At 39.0% G+C, this 16,079-nt stretch carries 13 protein-coding genes; 8 read left to right on the forward strand and 5 right to left on the reverse strand.

The genetic code is table 11. The features are described 5' to 3' along the window. The first annotated feature begins 266 nt into the window (after window positions 1–266). The 5 genes from HX062_RS00205 (at window position 267) to HX062_RS00225 (ending at window position 6,126) form a co-directional block, all read left to right on the forward strand. Window positions 267–1,877, forward strand: coding sequence for a regulatory iron-sulfur-containing complex subunit RicT (locus tag HX062_RS00205; protein WP_286465790.1), 1,611 nt, complete (start codon window positions 267–269; stop codon window positions 1,875–1,877). Then, window positions 1,864–2,358: a gliding motility lipoprotein GldH gene (locus HX062_RS00210; RefSeq protein ID WP_286465792.1), complete on the forward strand. Its 495-nt coding sequence runs from the start codon at window positions 1,864–1,866 to the stop codon at window positions 2,356–2,358. The genes HX062_RS00205 and HX062_RS00210 overlap by 14 nt, the downstream gene beginning before the upstream one ends. Window positions 2,359–2,374: 16 nt before the next feature. After that, the gene (locus tag HX062_RS00215) at window positions 2,375–4,675 is read left to right on the forward strand and encodes a penicillin-binding protein 1A (RefSeq protein WP_182625939.1); all 2,301 of its coding nucleotides are present in this window, start codon (window positions 2,375–2,377) and stop codon (window positions 4,673–4,675) included. A 67-nt stretch (window positions 4,676–4,742) separates the two neighbouring features. Next, window positions 4,743–5,444 (forward strand): CoA transferase subunit A, encoded by a 702-nt coding sequence (locus HX062_RS00220; protein WP_182625938.1) that lies wholly within the window; start codon window positions 4,743–4,745, stop codon window positions 5,442–5,444. A gap of 25 nt (window positions 5,445–5,469) precedes the next feature. Further along, a complete protein-coding gene (locus HX062_RS00225; RefSeq protein WP_182625937.1) occupies window positions 5,470–6,126 on the forward strand; it encodes a CoA transferase subunit B in 657 nt (218 codons plus the stop codon). Window positions 6,127–6,159: 33 nt separating this feature from the next. Here HX062_RS00225 and HX062_RS00230 read toward each other — a convergent pair whose 3' ends face one another. Next, entirely contained in the window at window positions 6,160–6,954 is a 795-nt protein-coding gene (locus HX062_RS00230; RefSeq protein WP_182625936.1) for an NAD(P)H-binding protein, read from the reverse strand. 100 nt (window positions 6,955–7,054) lie between these two features. Between HX062_RS00230 and HX062_RS00235 the strand changes: the two genes are divergently transcribed. Further along, window positions 7,055–8,326, forward strand: a complete 1,272-nt coding sequence (locus HX062_RS00235; RefSeq protein ID WP_182625935.1) for an alkaline phosphatase family protein — start codon at window positions 7,055–7,057, stop codon at window positions 8,324–8,326. A 55-nt stretch (window positions 8,327–8,381) separates the two neighbouring features. On the opposite strand, the gene HX062_RS00240 is transcribed toward HX062_RS00235, so the two are convergent. The 4 genes from HX062_RS00240 to HX062_RS00255 form a co-directional block, all read right to left on the reverse strand. Continuing rightward, window positions 8,382–9,155 (reverse strand): porin family protein, encoded by a 774-nt coding sequence (locus HX062_RS00240; protein ID WP_182625934.1) that lies wholly within the window; start codon window positions 9,153–9,155, stop codon window positions 8,382–8,384. A 15-nt stretch (window positions 9,156–9,170) separates the two neighbouring features. After that, window positions 9,171–10,298, reverse strand: coding sequence for a PCMD domain-containing protein (locus HX062_RS00245; RefSeq protein ID WP_182625933.1), 1,128 nt, complete (start codon window positions 10,296–10,298; stop codon window positions 9,171–9,173). A gap of 278 nt (window positions 10,299–10,576) precedes the next feature. Next, the gene (locus HX062_RS00250) at window positions 10,577–11,392 is read right to left on the reverse strand and encodes a porin family protein (protein ID WP_182625932.1); all 816 of its coding nucleotides are present in this window, start codon (window positions 11,390–11,392) and stop codon (window positions 10,577–10,579) included. Continuing rightward, window positions 11,379–12,464: a PCMD domain-containing protein gene (locus tag HX062_RS00255; RefSeq protein WP_182625931.1), complete on the reverse strand. Its 1,086-nt coding sequence runs from the start codon at window positions 12,462–12,464 to the stop codon at window positions 11,379–11,381. The genes HX062_RS00250 and HX062_RS00255 overlap by 14 nt, the downstream gene beginning before the upstream one ends. A gap of 329 nt (window positions 12,465–12,793) precedes the next feature. On the opposite strand from HX062_RS00255, the gene porZ reads away from it, so the two are divergent. After that, on the forward strand, window positions 12,794–15,118 hold the full coding sequence (gene porZ / locus HX062_RS00260) for a type IX secretion system anionic LPS delivery protein PorZ (RefSeq protein WP_182625930.1): 2,325 nt from the start codon (window positions 12,794–12,796) through the stop codon (window positions 15,116–15,118). Further along, window positions 15,118–15,831, forward strand: a complete 714-nt coding sequence (recO, locus tag HX062_RS00265) for a DNA repair protein RecO (protein ID WP_182625929.1) — start codon at window positions 15,118–15,120, stop codon at window positions 15,829–15,831. The genes porZ and recO overlap by 1 nt, the downstream gene beginning before the upstream one ends. Window positions 15,832–16,079: the final 248 nt, after the last annotated feature.

Raw genomic sequence — 16,079 nt, forward strand, 5'->3', positions numbered from 1 at the left:
ATGTTCAATATCTAGGCGATAATCCAAGACATACGCCTGAACGATCCTAACGGTTCATTGACTTGCATTAGGGATACTTCCTTTTTTTGGCTAATAAAATAGAGAAATCGGCAGTATTTTATTTTTTCAAAGTAAAAGAGCTAATTATTACAACTAAAAAATTCTTGAAGTAGCCTATAAAAAAATAGTATCTTTACAACGAAAAGTGAGAAAATAATTCCTCCTGATTAGTGGAGGATCAAATATATAAATACATAAATACACAAATGGCTTGTACAAATTGTTCAACGAAGACAGATAGTAATGGCGTACCCAGAGGGTGTCAGAGTAAAGGAACATGCGGAACAGATAGCTGTAATAAATTATCAGTTTTTGATTGGTTGTCCAATATGGTTTATCCAAATTCAGACAGCATTTTTGATATAGTTGAGGTTCGATTTAAGAACGGAAGAAAAGATTTTTATCGCTATCCTAGTGGGATGACTGTAGCAATGGGGGATATTGTTGCAACGGAAACATCACCAGGACACGATGTGGGGATCGTTTCATTGGTAGGAGAACTTGTAAAAGTTCAAATGAAAAAAAAGAAAGTAGATGAAACAGGAGAAATCTTGAAAATCTATCGAAAAGCAACACAAAAAGACATCGATATTTGGCAGGAGGTTCGAGAAAAAGAAGAGCCTGTTCGAATGAGAGCAAGAGAAATTGCAATCAACCTAAATCTTGAAATGAAAATATCAGATGTTGAATTTCAGGGAGATGGATCAAAAGCGACGTTTTATTATACAGCGAGTGAGCGTGTCGATTTTAGACAGTTAATCAAAGAATTCGCAAGAGAATTTAGTATTCGAATTGAGATGAAACAGGTGGGATTCCGACAAGAAGCAGCGCGTTTAGGCGGGGTTGGCTCTTGTGGAAGAGAGCTTTGTTGTTCTACTTGGTTAACGGATTTCAGAAGTGTGAATACAGCAGCAGCTCGTTATCAACAACTATCGTTAAACCCACAAAAATTAGCGGGTCAGTGCGGTAAACTAAAATGTTGTTTAAACTTTGAGCTAGACACGTATTTAGAGGCATTAAAAGATATGCCTGATTCGGATACAAAATTAATGACAGTAAAAGGTATCGCTTTTTGTCAAAAAATTGATATTTTCAAGGGGCAGATGTGGTTTGCTTATGCGAATAATTCTGCCAATTGGTATGTTTTGACAGCAGAACAAGTGAAAGAGATCTTGGCCTTGAATGCGCAAAATGAAAAAGGAAACGAATTAGAGAGTTATAGCGAGGATATTTCTACAGATAATGATCATTTCCAAAGTGCAGTTGAACAAGATAGCGTCACGCGTTTTGATCAGCCTAAGCGCAGAAAGAAGAATAGCAAACCGAAGGGGAAATCAGCTGAGCGAGGAGCGTCTTCTACTGCTGCAAAAGCAGGAGAAGAAAGAGAATCGTCCAACGATAAAGACGATAAAAAACGCAGACCGAGAACCCGAAATAAAAATGCAGAGGGACGAGAAAGACCAGTTGCAAAAGAGGGAGAACGCAAAGTGGAAGGTCGAACTGAAAGAGGTAAGTCTCAAGGTAAATCTCAGGGAAGATCTGAGGGAAGACCAGAGCGAAAAGCTAAAACAGAGGGAAGACCTGAAGGAAGACCGGATCGAAAAGCGGAAGATCGAGGAGAAGGAAGACCGGAGAAAAACCGCGGAAATAGAGAGCCAAAAGGAAACAGCGAACCCAAGGGGAATAATGAGGCTGGAGGAGAGGATACTAAGGGGAAGAATCAAAAACCGCGTTCCAATAAACCGAAGCCTAGAAAGCCTCGTCCAGCAAATCCAAATACAAACCCAACTAATAAACAAGACGGTGAAAATAAATAGTCTTTATTTAGCGTTAAGTCTTTCGTTAGGCCTATTGATGAGTTGTCAACACGACGAAAAAGTGGTTTTTGACGAGTTTCAGCCTACCAAAGGAGTTTGGGAAAGACAAGATGTCAAAACATTTGTTTGGGATGTTCAGGATACGCTGACGGCCAACAATCTGTTTATGAATGTAAGGGTCAATAACGAGTATCCTTTCAGCAATTTGTTTGTAATTTCTAAATTGTATAAACCCAATTCGGAAATTGTCATTGACACCATTCAATTTCAAATGGCAGATCCCAATGGCGCTCTTTTAGGCACTGGCTTTTCTGATGTAAAAGAGAGCAAGTTGTGGTTGAAAGAAAATTTCGTTTTTGATCAAGTGGGAAAACACAAATTAACGCTAGAACAGGCTGTCCGCGCGCTAGGTGATGTAGAGGGAGTGCCTGAGTTAAAGGGGATTAGTGAAGTCGGATTTAGAATCGAAAAAGCAGAATAAGTTTCTTAAAAATTGTATGAATAACAAAAAACAAACGAGTAAAAAAACACCTGGTTTCAAGAAGTATTTAGTTGCTTTTTGGATCGCTTTTTTGGGCTTAGGTGTTGCCCTTGTACTATTTTTCCTTTGTGCTTCTTGGGGCGTTTTTGGAGCAATGCCTACGTTTGATGAGTTGGAAAACCCATCGAGTAACGTTGCAACGGAAATCATCTCTTCAGATGGAAAGACGATAGGAAAGTTTTATTTAGAAAATCGCGTACCTGTCAAATACGAAGATTTACCCCCTCATTTGGTTCAAGCGTTGATCGCTACTGAAGATGAGCGTTTCTATGGACACTCGGGAATTGATGCAAGAGGAACCTTACGTGCGGTAACTTCTGTAGGAAGCAGTGGTGGTGCGAGTACGATTACTCAACAGTTGGCGAAGTTATTGTTCCACGGAGAAGGATCGCGTAACTTGGCTAAGCGTATTACCCAAAAAGCTAAGGAATGGGTAATTGCTGTTAAGTTAGAACGTCAGTACACCAAAGAGGAAATCTTGACGATGTATTTGAACAAAGCGGACTTTGTGAATAATGCCGTTGGAATTCGCTCTGCGGCCAAAGTTTATTTAGGCAAAGAACCGAAAGACTTAACCATTGATGAGGCGGCCATGTTAGTGGGAATGCTTCAGAATCCAGCGTACTACAATCCCGTTCGCAGACCCGAATTGGTGCAAAAAAGAAGAAATGTCGTCTTGCATCAAATGGCTAAAAACGAGTTTATTGCCCAAGAGGAGAGCGTTCGCTTACAAGGTGAACCGCTGTCGTTGCACTTTACACCAGAGAGTCACAGAGAGGGTATTGCCACTTACTTTAGAGAATATTTGCGTGATTATATGCGCCGTTGGGTAAAAGAAAACCCGAAAAAAGACGGAACAACTTACGATATTTATCGCGATGGATTGAAAATTTATGTTTCAATCGATTCGCGTATGCAGAAATATGCAGAAGAAGCTGTACAACAGCATATTAGCAATTTACAAGAAGAGTTTTTTATTCGTCAAAAGAAAAATAAAAACGCACCTTTTTACAATATTTCAGCCGCAGATACAGAAGCGATTATCATGCGTGCAATGAAAACTTCTGAGCGTTGGCGTCAAATGAAAGATGCGGGTAAATCAGATGATGAAATCCTCAAGTCTTTTGCCGTGAAAACGGATATGCGTATTTTTTCGTGGAAAGGTGAAATCGATACAGTGATGACACCAAGAGATTCAATTGTGTATTACAAGCATTTCTTGCAAACGGGAATGATGTCGATGGAACCTCAAACGGGTCATATTAAGGCGTGGGTTGGTGGAATCAACTACAAGCACTTCCAATATGATCACGTAGGACAAGGAGCAAGACAGGTTGGTTCCGTATTTAAACCATTTGTATATGCCACGGCTATTGAACAATTGCACTATTCGCCTTGCGACTCGATTATCGATTCACCGTTTACTATGCCGAAAGGAAGATACGGGATTGGGCAAGATTGGTCTCCTCAAAACTCAAATAGAAGTTATAAAGGTATTATGACTTTAAAACAAGCCTTAGCAGGGTCAGTTAATACGATTACAGCTAAGCTAATGGACAAAGTAGGGCCTAAAGCCGTGGTCAATATGACTCGTGATTTAGGGATTTCTGCAGATATACCACAAAGTCCAGCGATTGCTTTAGGTGCGGTTGATATTACGGTGAGTGATATGGTGGCAGCCTACAGTACATTTGCTAACCAAGGAATTTACGTAAAGCCTATTTTTGTAACGCGCATCGAAGATAAAAATGGAGTGATTCTATTTAATGCGGTACCAGAAACAAAAGATGTCTTGAGTAAAGACGTAGCATATACTGTTGTGAAATTACTCGAAGGGGTAACGGAGAGTGGTTCTGGGGTTCGTTTGCGCACAACTTGGCAAGGACCAGGGTACAAACGCGTAACAGGACATCCGTATAAGTTCACCAATCCAATCGCAGGGAAAACCGGAACAACCCAAAATCAAAGTGATGGATGGTTCATCGGTATGGTACCTAATTTAGCAACAGGAGTGTGGGTAGGTAATGACGATAGAGCAGCACACTTTGATACGATGCTTTACGGACAAGGAGCGACAATGGCGCTGCCAATTTGGGGCTTGTATATGAATAAGTGCTATGCAGATAAAACTCTGAATGTTTCTAAAAGTGCATTTGAAGTACCGCAAGGATTGTCCATCCGCGTTGACTGTTCAAAAGTGCTACAAGAAACCGATAAAGCAGACGACGAACTTGATACAAATGAATTTGATTTCTAATATTGAAAACGCCTTTTTTTAAAGGCGTTTTTTTTATATTTTAGAGCAGTTAATTAAACCAGAGATTATGATAAATAAAAAAGTAGCTAATGTTCAAGAAGCATTGGCTGATGTTCAAGATAATATGACGATAATGCTTGGTGGTTTTGGATTGTGTGGAATACCAGAAAACTCAATCGCAGAGCTTGTTCGCATGAATGTTAAAGGCTTAACGTGTATCTCTAACAACGCTGGAGTGGATGATTTTGGTCTAGGTTTGTTGTTGCAAAAACGCCAAATTGACAAAATGATTTCTTCTTATGTGGGAGAGAACGCAGAGTTTGAACGTCAAATGTTGTCTGGAGAACTTAATGTAGAGTTGACTCCACAGGGGACTTTAGCAGAGAAATGTAGAGCTGCTAAGATGGGAATTCCTGCTTTTTTTACACCAGCAGGGTATGGAACAGAAGTGGCTGAAGGAAAAGAAGTACGTGTTTTTCATGGTAAACCCCATATTATGGAGGAAGCTTTTGAAGCTGATTTTTCCATTGTCAAAGCGTGGAAAGGAGACGAAGCAGGAAATTTAATCTTCAAAGGGACGGCGAGAAACTTTAATGAGTGTATGGCTGGAGCTGGTAAAATTACGGTAGCAGAAGTAGAAGAATTAGTGCCAATCGGAGCTTTAGATCCAAATGAAATTCACGTACCGGGTATTTTTGTTAAACGCATTTTTCAAGGTGAAAAGTACGAGAAGAGAATTGAACAACGCACTGTTCGTCAAAGAAAATAACCAATCAATCGTTTAAAGAAATAGTATGTTAGATAAAGTAGGTATTGCTAAACGCATCGCAAAAGAATTACAAGACGGATTTTTTGTAAACTTAGGTATTGGTATTCCAACGCTTGTTGCTAATTATGTACCAGAAGGAATGAATGTTGATTTTCAAAGTGAAAACGGCGTTTTAGGCATGGGACCTTTCCCTTATGAAGGCGAAGAGGATCCAGATTTAATTAATGCGGGAAAACAAACCATAACGACTCTACCAGGGGCTTCCTTTTTTGATTCGTCAACAAGTTTCGGAATGATTCGCGGAAAGCACGTGGATTTGACTATTTTAGGAGCCATGGAAGTATCGGAAGGCGGAGATATTGCCAACTGGAAGATTCCTGGAAAAATGGTAAAGGGAATGGGAGGAGCTATGGATTTAGTTGCTTCTGCTGAAAATATTATTGTTGCGATGATGCACGTAAATAAAGCAGGAGAATCAAAGATATTAAAGTCGTGTTCTCTACCATTAACAGGTGTAGGTTGTGTCAAGAAAATTGTTACTGAATTGGCCGTAATGGAAGTTACGCCAAATGGAATTAAATTGTTAGAAAGAGCACCCGGTGTTTCTGTTGAGGACATTGTCAAAGCAACGGAAGTCGAGTTAATTATATCGGGAGATATCCCAGAAATGATTTTAGATTAAATAGAAAAAGGAGGTTTGTTAGCCTCCTTTTTTTTATGTTGTTTGGTACTGGATTCCCGTTTGTTGTACAATGCGATCCCCTTTTATTTCGCGATGTGTTTTCCAATCGTTATCCCCTAGTGGTGGAAGTGTTAATCCCAGTTCATTGGCCTCTTTGGAGTAATAATCCAATCGGTTTTTATACTGAGGAGACACTAGATTGTAAACAACATTAGAATCGAAGCCTTGTTCGATCAAAGCGGTGGTAAATTGAATAATATCGTTGAGGTGGATCATGTTGATCGGTAGGTCCGGATTATCGAGCATACCGCGGTTGACTATATAGCGAACCGGTTTTCGGTCGGGACCAAATAAACCACCTAGACGCAAAATACAACTCGTCAACCCAGTGGCACGATTTAAAACTTCTTCTGCTGCTAAAATTTGTCGGCTCGTCGGGTCATTGCTATATGCCGTACAAGATTCGGCTATTGGAGTCTCACTAGGCGCATAAACCGACACAGAGCTCATCATGATTACCTTTTCGACTTTATGTTGTTGTAAATAGGGAATTAAGCGCTGAAAACTAGCTTGATAAAGCGTACTTTCTTCTCCTCGAATCGGAGGAATGGTGATAATTAAAGTGTCTAGATCTTCTAAAAATTCGTGAAGCTGTGCTTCTTCTGTATCTTGCAAGTTTACGAGATAGGAATCGATGCCTATTGCCTTTAATTCCGCTAATTTAGCTGGACTTGTGGTCGATCCCTTTACTGTATAATTCTTATTTATAAGATGTTGACTTAGGTGTAATCCCAACCAACCACAACCGAGTATGCCGATATTTTTCATTTGTTTTCTTTTTTTTTAACTACCAAAAGCTAAAATTACGCAATTACTTTGTGTGTGTAAATTAATCTGTTGATATTTGATATTATAAATTTCAGTAGCCATGAAAAAATTCGCATTGTCGATGATGACCTTGTTTCTTGTGGGGGTTAGTTTTACTGCACAAGCGCAAGATGTAGAAAAGCAAATCATTATCGAAAACAGAAAAAATACAGATGAACAGCAAAAGAAGCCTTATGTAATTTTGGTTTCCTTGGATGGTTTTCGCTATGATTATATAGAAAAGCATCACGCAAATTTCTTGCGCAAGTTAGGGGAGCAAGGAACAATTGCAGAATCGTTAATTCCGTCCTATCCTTCTGTTACATTTCCCAACCACTATTCCATTGTAACCGGATTGTACCCTGGACACCATGGGTTAGTAGGAAATACCATGTACGATCCTAAAACGCAAGAACGCTATTCTTTAGGGAATGCAGCAGCAGTGACCAATGCCAAATGGTATGGGGGTACGCCTTTGTGGGTTTTAGCTGAACAACAAGGAATGTTGAGTGCTTGTTACTATTGGCCAGGATCTGAGGCTCCTATTCAGTCGGTACTGCCTACTTACTACTACAAGTACAGCGAGAAAACGAGTATAGATGATCGCTTAGAAGGAGTGAGAGCGTGGTTGAAATTACCAGAAGAACAAAGACCTCATTTTATTACTTTTTATATGCCAGAGGTGGATCATGCGGGACATCGATTTGGTCCTGACGCTAAAGAAACACTTGAGGCCGTACAACAAGTTGACAAAGCAGTAGAGCAACTGTATCAAATAATTAAAGAATCGGAACTACCAATCAATTTATTTGTAGTCTCTGATCACGGTATGTTAGAGTTGGATCAAAAAACCTTGTTAAAAGTGCCGTTTGAGGTGAATGAAAAAGAATTAACTATTGCTTCGAATGGAACTTTTGTGAGCATTTTTGTTAAAAATCACAAGGATATTAAGAAATGGTATACCCTTGCAAAACAAGAAGCCGATCCTAAATATATGCAAGTATTCTTAAAAGAAGACTTGCCGAAAGAGTACCATTTTGGCAAAGAGGATGACCGCTTTAATCGAGTAGGAGATATTGTGTTAACTGCAAATGCGCCTTACTATTTTACGAATAGACCTTTGGCGGGCAGCCATGGCTATGATCCTAACGTGGTGCGTGAGATGCATGCACTATTTTTAGCCTTTGGACCTCAAATTCGTGAGAAGAATAAAATTGCGTCTTTTGAAAACGTACACATTTATCCAATCATTGCCAAGATATTAGGTTTGTCGCTGGATTTGGATAGTATCGATGGTAATACAGATGTTGCAAGTGAAGTACTAAAAAATTAAATAAATCTATAAATCATAAAAAAAACTCGATCTTGAAAAAGATCGAGTTTTTTTATTAGAATTGATAACCAAAACCTAGGTTCAAGTATATATTGTGCATGGTAAAGGAAATGGCGTCAAAATCTCGATCTAGCAAGCTGTTGAACCCATAAGTTGCATCAGCAAATAAAAAGAAGTGTTGATTGACTTTCCACTCTGCTCCAACTTGTGATCCCCATTGGAACGTATTAACATGATTGGAAAAGTCATAATCTGCTTTTTTTCCATCTTGAAAAATTAGTTTTTGCCCTGTTGGGTCTGTTTGTCTCAAGTAACCATCATATACATACCCATCAAATGATTGATCGATAGAAGTAGAAAAATACAATCCACCGTAAACATTCCATTGATCATTAATAGTGTAGGTAGCTAATACAGGAACAGTCAGATAAGTATTGCGGATTTCAGTTTTTACATCTCCCGTAAAATGCCCCCTTACATAAGCGCCATTGTAATTAATTTCCGTTACGTAATCTTTTACTCTTGCGTCTGTTTTCATTCCTTTTCCTTCCACTCGGATTCCCAAGCGTATCCCCCATTGGTGGTCGTCAGACAACCATTTCGTCATATTGGCTTCCATTCCTAATTGAAGGGTAGGATTATAACTTTTTATTTTGCGTATTTCACGGGGTAAACCTAGAGGTGCTGCTCCACCAATACTAAATTGGGAACGAACTTGATAGGTTACGTTGTGATTGAAAAAATGTTGGTTTTTCGGTTCTTCTTGTTGAGCATAAGTCGATAGACCTAAAGAGAAAACCAATATGGTATAGATAAATTTTATATTCATTTCCGTCTAGTTAAATTAGTTCTTTAAAATTTCAACTTCATCAATATAAAGGGTACTGCCAATAGCGCCATTGAACAAACTACCTTCTTCACTTGAGGAGAATACAATGGCTAGTTTGTATTTTTTACTACTATCGTAATACTTTCCTTCTACATAAGTGAATGGTATTTCAAATAAGGTCCAAGTATTTGTTTCTTTTTTTAACTCATCTGGTACACGAGCAATAGAGACAATTTTCTCATCGATAAAATCGTGATCCCCGTATAAGAAGTCCTCCGTATCACCTTCAAATAAGATAGCATAGGCATCCCAACGATCTTCACTTAGTTTATTCTTTTCTTTGTTGTTTATTTGGAAGTCTTTCCCCTTCGTATATTTAAAGAATCCTCTAAAAACAGTTGGTTCATAGTTAAAATCATAGCCGAATTTGGTTCCTTTTAAAGGTTTTGAAACAGCAGTAGCTAAATCAAATTCTCCTAAAAACAAGTTTCCAGCAGCTAGTGGGCTACCCATTATAGGGCCTAGAGGTTCTGTAGATAAGGTAGTTAACTTAATACCATTTCCAATAAATCCATCTGGGGTAACTGAGGTAGGGAAATCACTTGGTTTTTTTGCATTATCAGGATCTCCATCAGTCAAAACATAACCTGGGTTTCCACTCGCCCAGTCAAATAGTTTTATCTCATTTCCGTCTTTATCTAGTCCCATCTCAGAAATGATATGGTAATAATCTGCTCCGTAGAAACCACCAACTTCTTCTCTGAAGGTTTCGAAGTGATAAATAGTAGAAATTTCTGCATTGATAAATTCTACGATATAGTTTTTACTCCAATTCTGATTTTCTGAGGTCACTCGATACATTAATGGACCTTGACTAAAATCGCGCACTGTTCCGTTTGCTGGTACTATGCTAGCTCCTTTTGTTAAAGTAAAATTGGGTGCTACTTGGGTTAAATCTAACGATTTGGATACCCTAAATGTTATTTTGTTGTTGGTGATTATGGGAGCGGTTAATAAAAATTCTTTGCTGATGCTCGCCGTTTCAATATCAGCTTCTGTATTTAATGCTTCATCTTTGATACAAGATGAAAAAAAGATCCCTATTAGCAATAATAGGGATAAGAAATAGGATTTGTTTCTCATCGTTGACATGTGTTTATTAATGTTTTATTCATACAACAGTAACACTGGCGTAACTAATAAAATCAAATTTACGCTATATTAACGAGAAAATACGTTTTTTGCTATTTAGGTTGGTATATTGTGTTTTTTGATGTGAATAACAAAGAAAATAGATATAAAAATCGCAGTTCCTTTGGTGTAAAACTGTTTTTTTTGACAAAATGACGTACTACGGACTGAGAATAGATACAATCTCAGTAGTAATAGTACTTGATACGTCGGATGTAGCGGCTGTAAAATTAGAATTGATAGCCAAAGCCCACATTCAAATAGATGCTGTACATCGAGAAGGAGATCGCTTCAAAATCTTTTTTAAACAGGTTATTTAAACCCCAATTGAGATCAGAAAACAAGCGCAAATGATTGTTTGCTTTGTATTCGAAACCCCAAGCAGTTCCCCATTGAAATCGATTTAAGTCGGAAGAAAAGTCGTATTCTCCTCTCGCGCCATCTTGAAATTCAACAGGAGTTCCAATAGGATTGCCTTCACGTAGGACTCCATCGTATACATAACCCGTAAAATCCTTATCGATCAAACCAGAGAGATAGAATCCGCCATAGACGTTCCAGTTCTCATTGACCTGATAGACGGCAAGTACAGGAAAGGTGATGTAGGAGTTTTTCATCTTTGTTTTGACGTTCCCTGTAAAGTATCCTTTGGTTTGCTTGCCATCATCACCATCAATTTGCGTATAGTAATTTTTAACGCGCGCATCGGTTCGCATACCGCGTCCTTCAAAACGAAGCCCTGTTCGTATTCCCCATTTGTGTTCATCTGTTAACCATTTGGTGGCATTTACTTCCAATCCCAATTGCAGCGTAGGGTTGTAGCTGTTTATTTCTCGAATTTGAGCCGGAATACCCAAAGGGGTACTACCGCCAATACTAAACTGTGCTCGGGCTTGATAGGTGGTGTTTTTTTTGAAAAATACTGAAAAAGAAGATGTGTTTTCTTTTTCAGATAAAACAGGTTCAATAGATTGAGCAAATAAGCCATAGGGAAGCGCAATAAGGCTAGCCAACAGCAGATATAGAAAGGTATTATTCTTTTTCATACACTAATTCTATTTCATCAACAAATAAGGTGCTTCCAATAGCGCCTTTAAAAGCGGCGCCATCTATACTAGAGGTCATCACAATAGCAATCATATAATCTTTATTGGGATCATATGTTTTTCCTGGTACAAGAGTAAAGGGAATGCTAAAGGTGGACCAAGTTGTCGTTTCCAAGCGATCTGCTGCTGCAATTCGCGCAATCGCAACATTTCTAGGATCAACAAAATCGTGATCCCCTGTTAAGTAGTTGTCTTTTTTTTGCAATTCAAAAATAATGGCATAGATATCAAAAGAATCTCGCGCACCCACAACTTCATTATAATCTTCATCCGTTACCTTTTCACCAGGTGTATATTTGTATACCCCGCGGAGGGTTTGTGGAAGTGCCCCTGAATAGGGTAAGCCAAAGCGAGTGGATTTTAGCGTATTAAAAGGATTGAGTTTAAATTGTCCTAAAAATAAATTGCCTGCAGCGATTGGATTACCAGTTGCAGCCGCAAAGTTTGAAGTGTATACCGTTTGCATCTTTACCGCCAATCCTCCACGACGACCTTGAGCCACTGTTGTGGGATAGTCTTCTGGAGGGGTTGAGCCTGCAATGGTCGCATAGCCTTGGTTTCCACTGTCCCAATCGTATATTTTTTCTCCATTGGAGCCAATCTCATAAAAACGGTAGTAGCGATTTCGATCCGTGAGCTCCGCATTGTTAAAATCGTAAAAAGTGCCTAATTCATCACTGGTAAAACTCACCAGATAGGTCTTTTTCCAACGCTGATCTTGGGCAGTAACCACAACCTTTTGCGCCGTAGTAAAGTCCCTTGTTACTCCATTGGGTGGATCCATCGTTGCATTGGGCGACACAATGAAAAAAGGCGTTTGCTTTTCTAAATCAACATTCGATTTTACGCGAAATTCTACCGAGGTATTGGTAATAATGGGATCCATCTTCAAATATTCCGTAGGAATATAAGCTTCTAGAATGTCTGCATCTGTGTCTAACTCCTCGTCTTTAATGCAACTACTGCACATTAAACCGAGTCCTAGCAACAAAAGTGAAATACTGTGTCTCATAAAGGGGTTGCTTAATTAACGATTGCTCACAATTATCTTGCCGTTTTTACTAAAAGTTTCAATTAGTGAATTTACTACTATTTTGTTTTTTATAATGCATTTTATTTTTATTTTTTTTAAGATATAGCTGAATTTTTGGGTTAAAAGGTGAAAAGTGTATACTGTTGCTGGAGAAAAAGAGATGAAAAGTTAAGTGGAAGTTGTGGGTGTGGTTTGGTGGAGTTTCTATCAGAGGCGTTTGTTTTCGTTTTGAACGAGTCGCAAAATTGGGAGAATCTCTCTTTATTTCTTTCGATAATAGTATATTTGTTTGATTGTAAATAGTCTGTATGAAAATCAAAGGATTCATTTGTTTGCTGTTTTTGGTGGTTACAAGTTTGAGAGGACAAGAAAACACCAAGTGGAGTAGCTATTTTTCTTATAAAGAATTAGTTGCATTAACTCAAGGAAGAGATGTTGTCTTTGGAGCAACTCCCTCTGCTTTGTTGCGCTATAATGTGAACAGTGCTAGTGTGGAGGTATACAATTCGGTTAGTGGACTAAAAACCAGTAGTATTACCGCGCTTTACTTTAGTGAGGTACACCAAAAACTACTAGTAGGAAGCGAAGATGGGAGTTTGTTGGTCTTCGATTTAAAAAGCGATCGCTTCCGCTCCATCTTAGACATAAAGAATAAACCATCCTTGCAACAATCTGAGCGAAGAATTAACGCGTTCTTGGAAGTAAAAGGAGAGGTGTATATCGGGACGAATTATGGAATTAGTGTTTTTAACCTGTCGAACAACGTTTTTGGCGATAGCTATTACATTGGACAAAACGGGAAGAATACAGCAGTACGAGATGTCGTAGCAACTAGTAAAGATTTGGTAGCAATTACTGCTGAGGGAATCAAACAAGTGGATTTGCAACATCCAAATAAAGTGGATTATAGGCAATGGACGACTTGGGAACCTAGCCCAAAATGGCAACGAGCTTATGTTAGGAATGAGGAATTGTTTCTAAGTGCTACGGAAGACCCCGTGTTGTATCAGTTGACCCAACCCAATCAAGTACGCGAAATAGCGACGTTGGAGGAGCCTCTTGTGAGTTTCAATAAAAATGAAGCGGGTAACCTTTTGGTTATTACCCCTTCCAGTGCTTATGCTCTACACGCAGGGAATCAACTCGTGGAAGTAGCGCAGCAGCACAACCTTATTGATGTGGTTGAGGTTAAAGGAGACTACTATCTCGGTAGTAGTTATGCTGGATTAGTGCAGCTGTCTAAATCGGGACAACGGGAATCACTTTCTCCTGATGGGCCAGAATCGAACCGTATTTTCTCCTTGCTTGCCACGCGAGCTGGAACCTGGTTTATCAGTGGTGGATATGATAAAAATACTTATAATCCCTATGTACCAGGGTTAACCGCAAGAGGATTGAGCTATTTTAACAAGAAAAAAGGATGGGAATTTATCTCCTTTGACCAATTAAAAGACGCTAGAGCGTTAACCTATGCGGCGTTAAATCCTAAAAATGAAAACGAATTGTTCGTGGGGTCTTATCACTCCGGATTGCTACAAATCAAATTAAATCCCAATACGATTAGTACGAGTGAAGTTAGCTTGTGGAATCACGAAAATACGGGGACTACGGGGTTGGAAAATCTGGAAATTGACCCAGAGGACCCATCCTTTCCTCCTGGTTATGCCAGTGTACGTGTAAATGGAGTTGTCTTTGATACACAAGGTAAATTGTGGATGACGAATAATTTTGTGAGACGCGCATTGAAAAAGAGAGAGGCAAATGACAAATGGGAATCCTATGCAACTACTACAGGGATGTTCGACTACAAAAGAGGTAATTACGGGCGATTGGTCATCGATAAGAACAACACCAAATGGATTCCCTCTTTAGAAGATGGATTGGTGGCGTTTAACGAAACAAAGAACAATCGACTCGCCTCGTTTAATACGGATTTAGGGACACTACCCTCTAATAATGTCAGTACCTTGGCTTTGGATAAAAACAATCAACTTTGGATTGGCACCAATAAGGGCTTGCGTGTCATCCAAAATGTCAATCAATTTTTACAGACCACTAACCTCAAGCCAACCAATATTGTTATAGAGGAAAATGGTATTGCAGAAGAGCTTTTTTATCAACAATATATCACTAAAATAGAGGTTGATGGAGCGAATAAAAAATGGGTAGCCATAGCCGATGCAGGGGTGTTCTTAGTTGCTCCAACTGGAAGGGAAATTATACATCATTTTACGAAAGACAATTCGCCTTTGCCGAGTAATACAATTAACGATATTGCCGTAGATCCAATAGCGGGAGAAGTTTTTTTTGCAACGGATTTGGGGGTGGTTTCATTTATGGGTGATTCTTCCGAAGGACAAGAGAGCAATAGCTCTTTTTATGCATATCCCAACCCTGTACGCCCTGAATATTTAGGAGAAGTACGCCTTGTTGGATTGATGGATCGCTCCGTCGTTAAAATTACGGATATCGAAGGGAATTTAGTTTTTGAAGCTACATCCAATGGTGGAACCGTGGTGTGGGACACCCATGCGTTTAACGGAAAAAGAGTGGGATCAGGGGTGTATTTGATGATGGTATCTTCTGCAGACCACAACAATACAAAAGTTAAAAAATTAATGATCATCCGCTAATGGTTGTACAAACAAAGGCCATCGTTCTGCAGTCGATTAAATATCAAGATAAAAGCTTGATTGTAAAGTGTTTGACAAAAGAAGTGGGAATTCAAACTTTTTTTGTTCGCAACGCTTTTGCAAAAGGGAAAAATGCACAGAAAATCGCGTATTTTCAGCCCTTGATGTTGTTGGATATTGCGTTCACCTATAAAAATAAAGGCGGAATGGAGTATTTTAAAGAAATTAAAGTGGACCAAGTGTACCAAACAATCTACTACGATTTCTCCAAAAATAGCATTGCTCTTTTCGTCAGCGAGATTTTGAGCATGATTGTGAGCGAACAAGAAAGAGATGAACAATTCTACACCTTTGTTGAAGCCGCTTTACTTTGGCTAGACACGCATGACGAGACGGCTAATTTTCACCTGTTACTCCTTGTGGAGTTGACAAAATACCTCGGATTTTACCCTGATGCTTCTGAGATTGATTGCCATTACTTCGATTGGATAGAAGGCGTTTTTACTGATGTACACGCCTCTAGTTGTTTTGATGGTGAGGAAACTTTTTTGTTTAAGCGACTCTTGCGCTTAGGTTTTGAATCGGATCAAAAAATATTTTCTGCCCGCGATCGAAAAACCCTATTAGCTCTTTTGATGAAGTATTATGAAGTGCACTTTACGGGCTTCAAGAAACCAAAATCCCTAGAAATACTGAAAGAGGTATTCTCTTGACCTAGTTTTGGGTAATCAACACTTGCTGTTCTTTTCTAAATGGAAGAAACTCACATGCCTAGATTCTGTTTACACAGCAATCGGCAAAGGAACAAGGGAGTATTACCCAAAGAACAAATCTCCCCAAGCTCATACGCTCTACTTTTTATTGCTTCTCAGGCTTTCAAAAACTCAAAATCATTCAAAAATGCTTTTTTTTGCGCTTTTTAGTAGCAATAATTTGAGTTGTAATTAAATGAAAATGCGTA

This window comes from Myroides sp. DF42-4-2 (assembly GCF_030326445.1).
Classification (GTDB): Bacteria; Bacteroidota; Bacteroidia; order Flavobacteriales; family Flavobacteriaceae; genus Flavobacterium.

Coding starts and splice junctions, on each gene's coding strand:
- HX062_RS00240 (WP_182625934.1), bottom strand. CDS start 9,155: ATGAATATAAAATTTATCTATACCATATTGGTTTTCTCTTTAGGTCTA.
- HX062_RS00225 (WP_182625937.1), top strand. CDS start 5,470: ATGTTAGATAAAGTAGGTATTGCTAAACGCATCGCAAAAGAATTACAA.
- HX062_RS00230 (WP_182625936.1), bottom strand. CDS start 6,954: ATGAAAAATATCGGCATACTCGGTTGTGGTTGGTTGGGATTACACCTA.
- HX062_RS00220 (WP_182625938.1), top strand. CDS start 4,743: ATGATAAATAAAAAAGTAGCTAATGTTCAAGAAGCATTGGCTGATGTT.
- HX062_RS00245 (WP_182625933.1), bottom strand. CDS start 10,298: ATGAGAAACAAATCCTATTTCTTATCCCTATTATTGCTAATAGGGATC.
- HX062_RS00250 (WP_182625932.1), bottom strand. CDS start 11,392: ATGAAAAAGAATAATACCTTTCTATATCTGCTGTTGGCTAGCCTTATT.
- HX062_RS00235 (WP_182625935.1), top strand. CDS start 7,055: ATGAAAAAATTCGCATTGTCGATGATGACCTTGTTTCTTGTGGGGGTT.
- HX062_RS00215 (WP_182625939.1), top strand. CDS start 2,375: ATGAATAACAAAAAACAAACGAGTAAAAAAACACCTGGTTTCAAGAAG.
- HX062_RS00255 (WP_182625931.1), bottom strand. CDS start 12,464: ATGAGACACAGTATTTCACTTTTGTTGCTAGGACTCGGTTTAATGTGC.
- HX062_RS00205 (WP_286465790.1), top strand. CDS start 267: ATGGCTTGTACAAATTGTTCAACGAAGACAGATAGTAATGGCGTACCC.
- porZ (WP_182625930.1), top strand. CDS start 12,794: ATGAAAATCAAAGGATTCATTTGTTTGCTGTTTTTGGTGGTTACAAGT.
- recO (WP_182625929.1), top strand. CDS start 15,118: ATGGTTGTACAAACAAAGGCCATCGTTCTGCAGTCGATTAAATATCAA.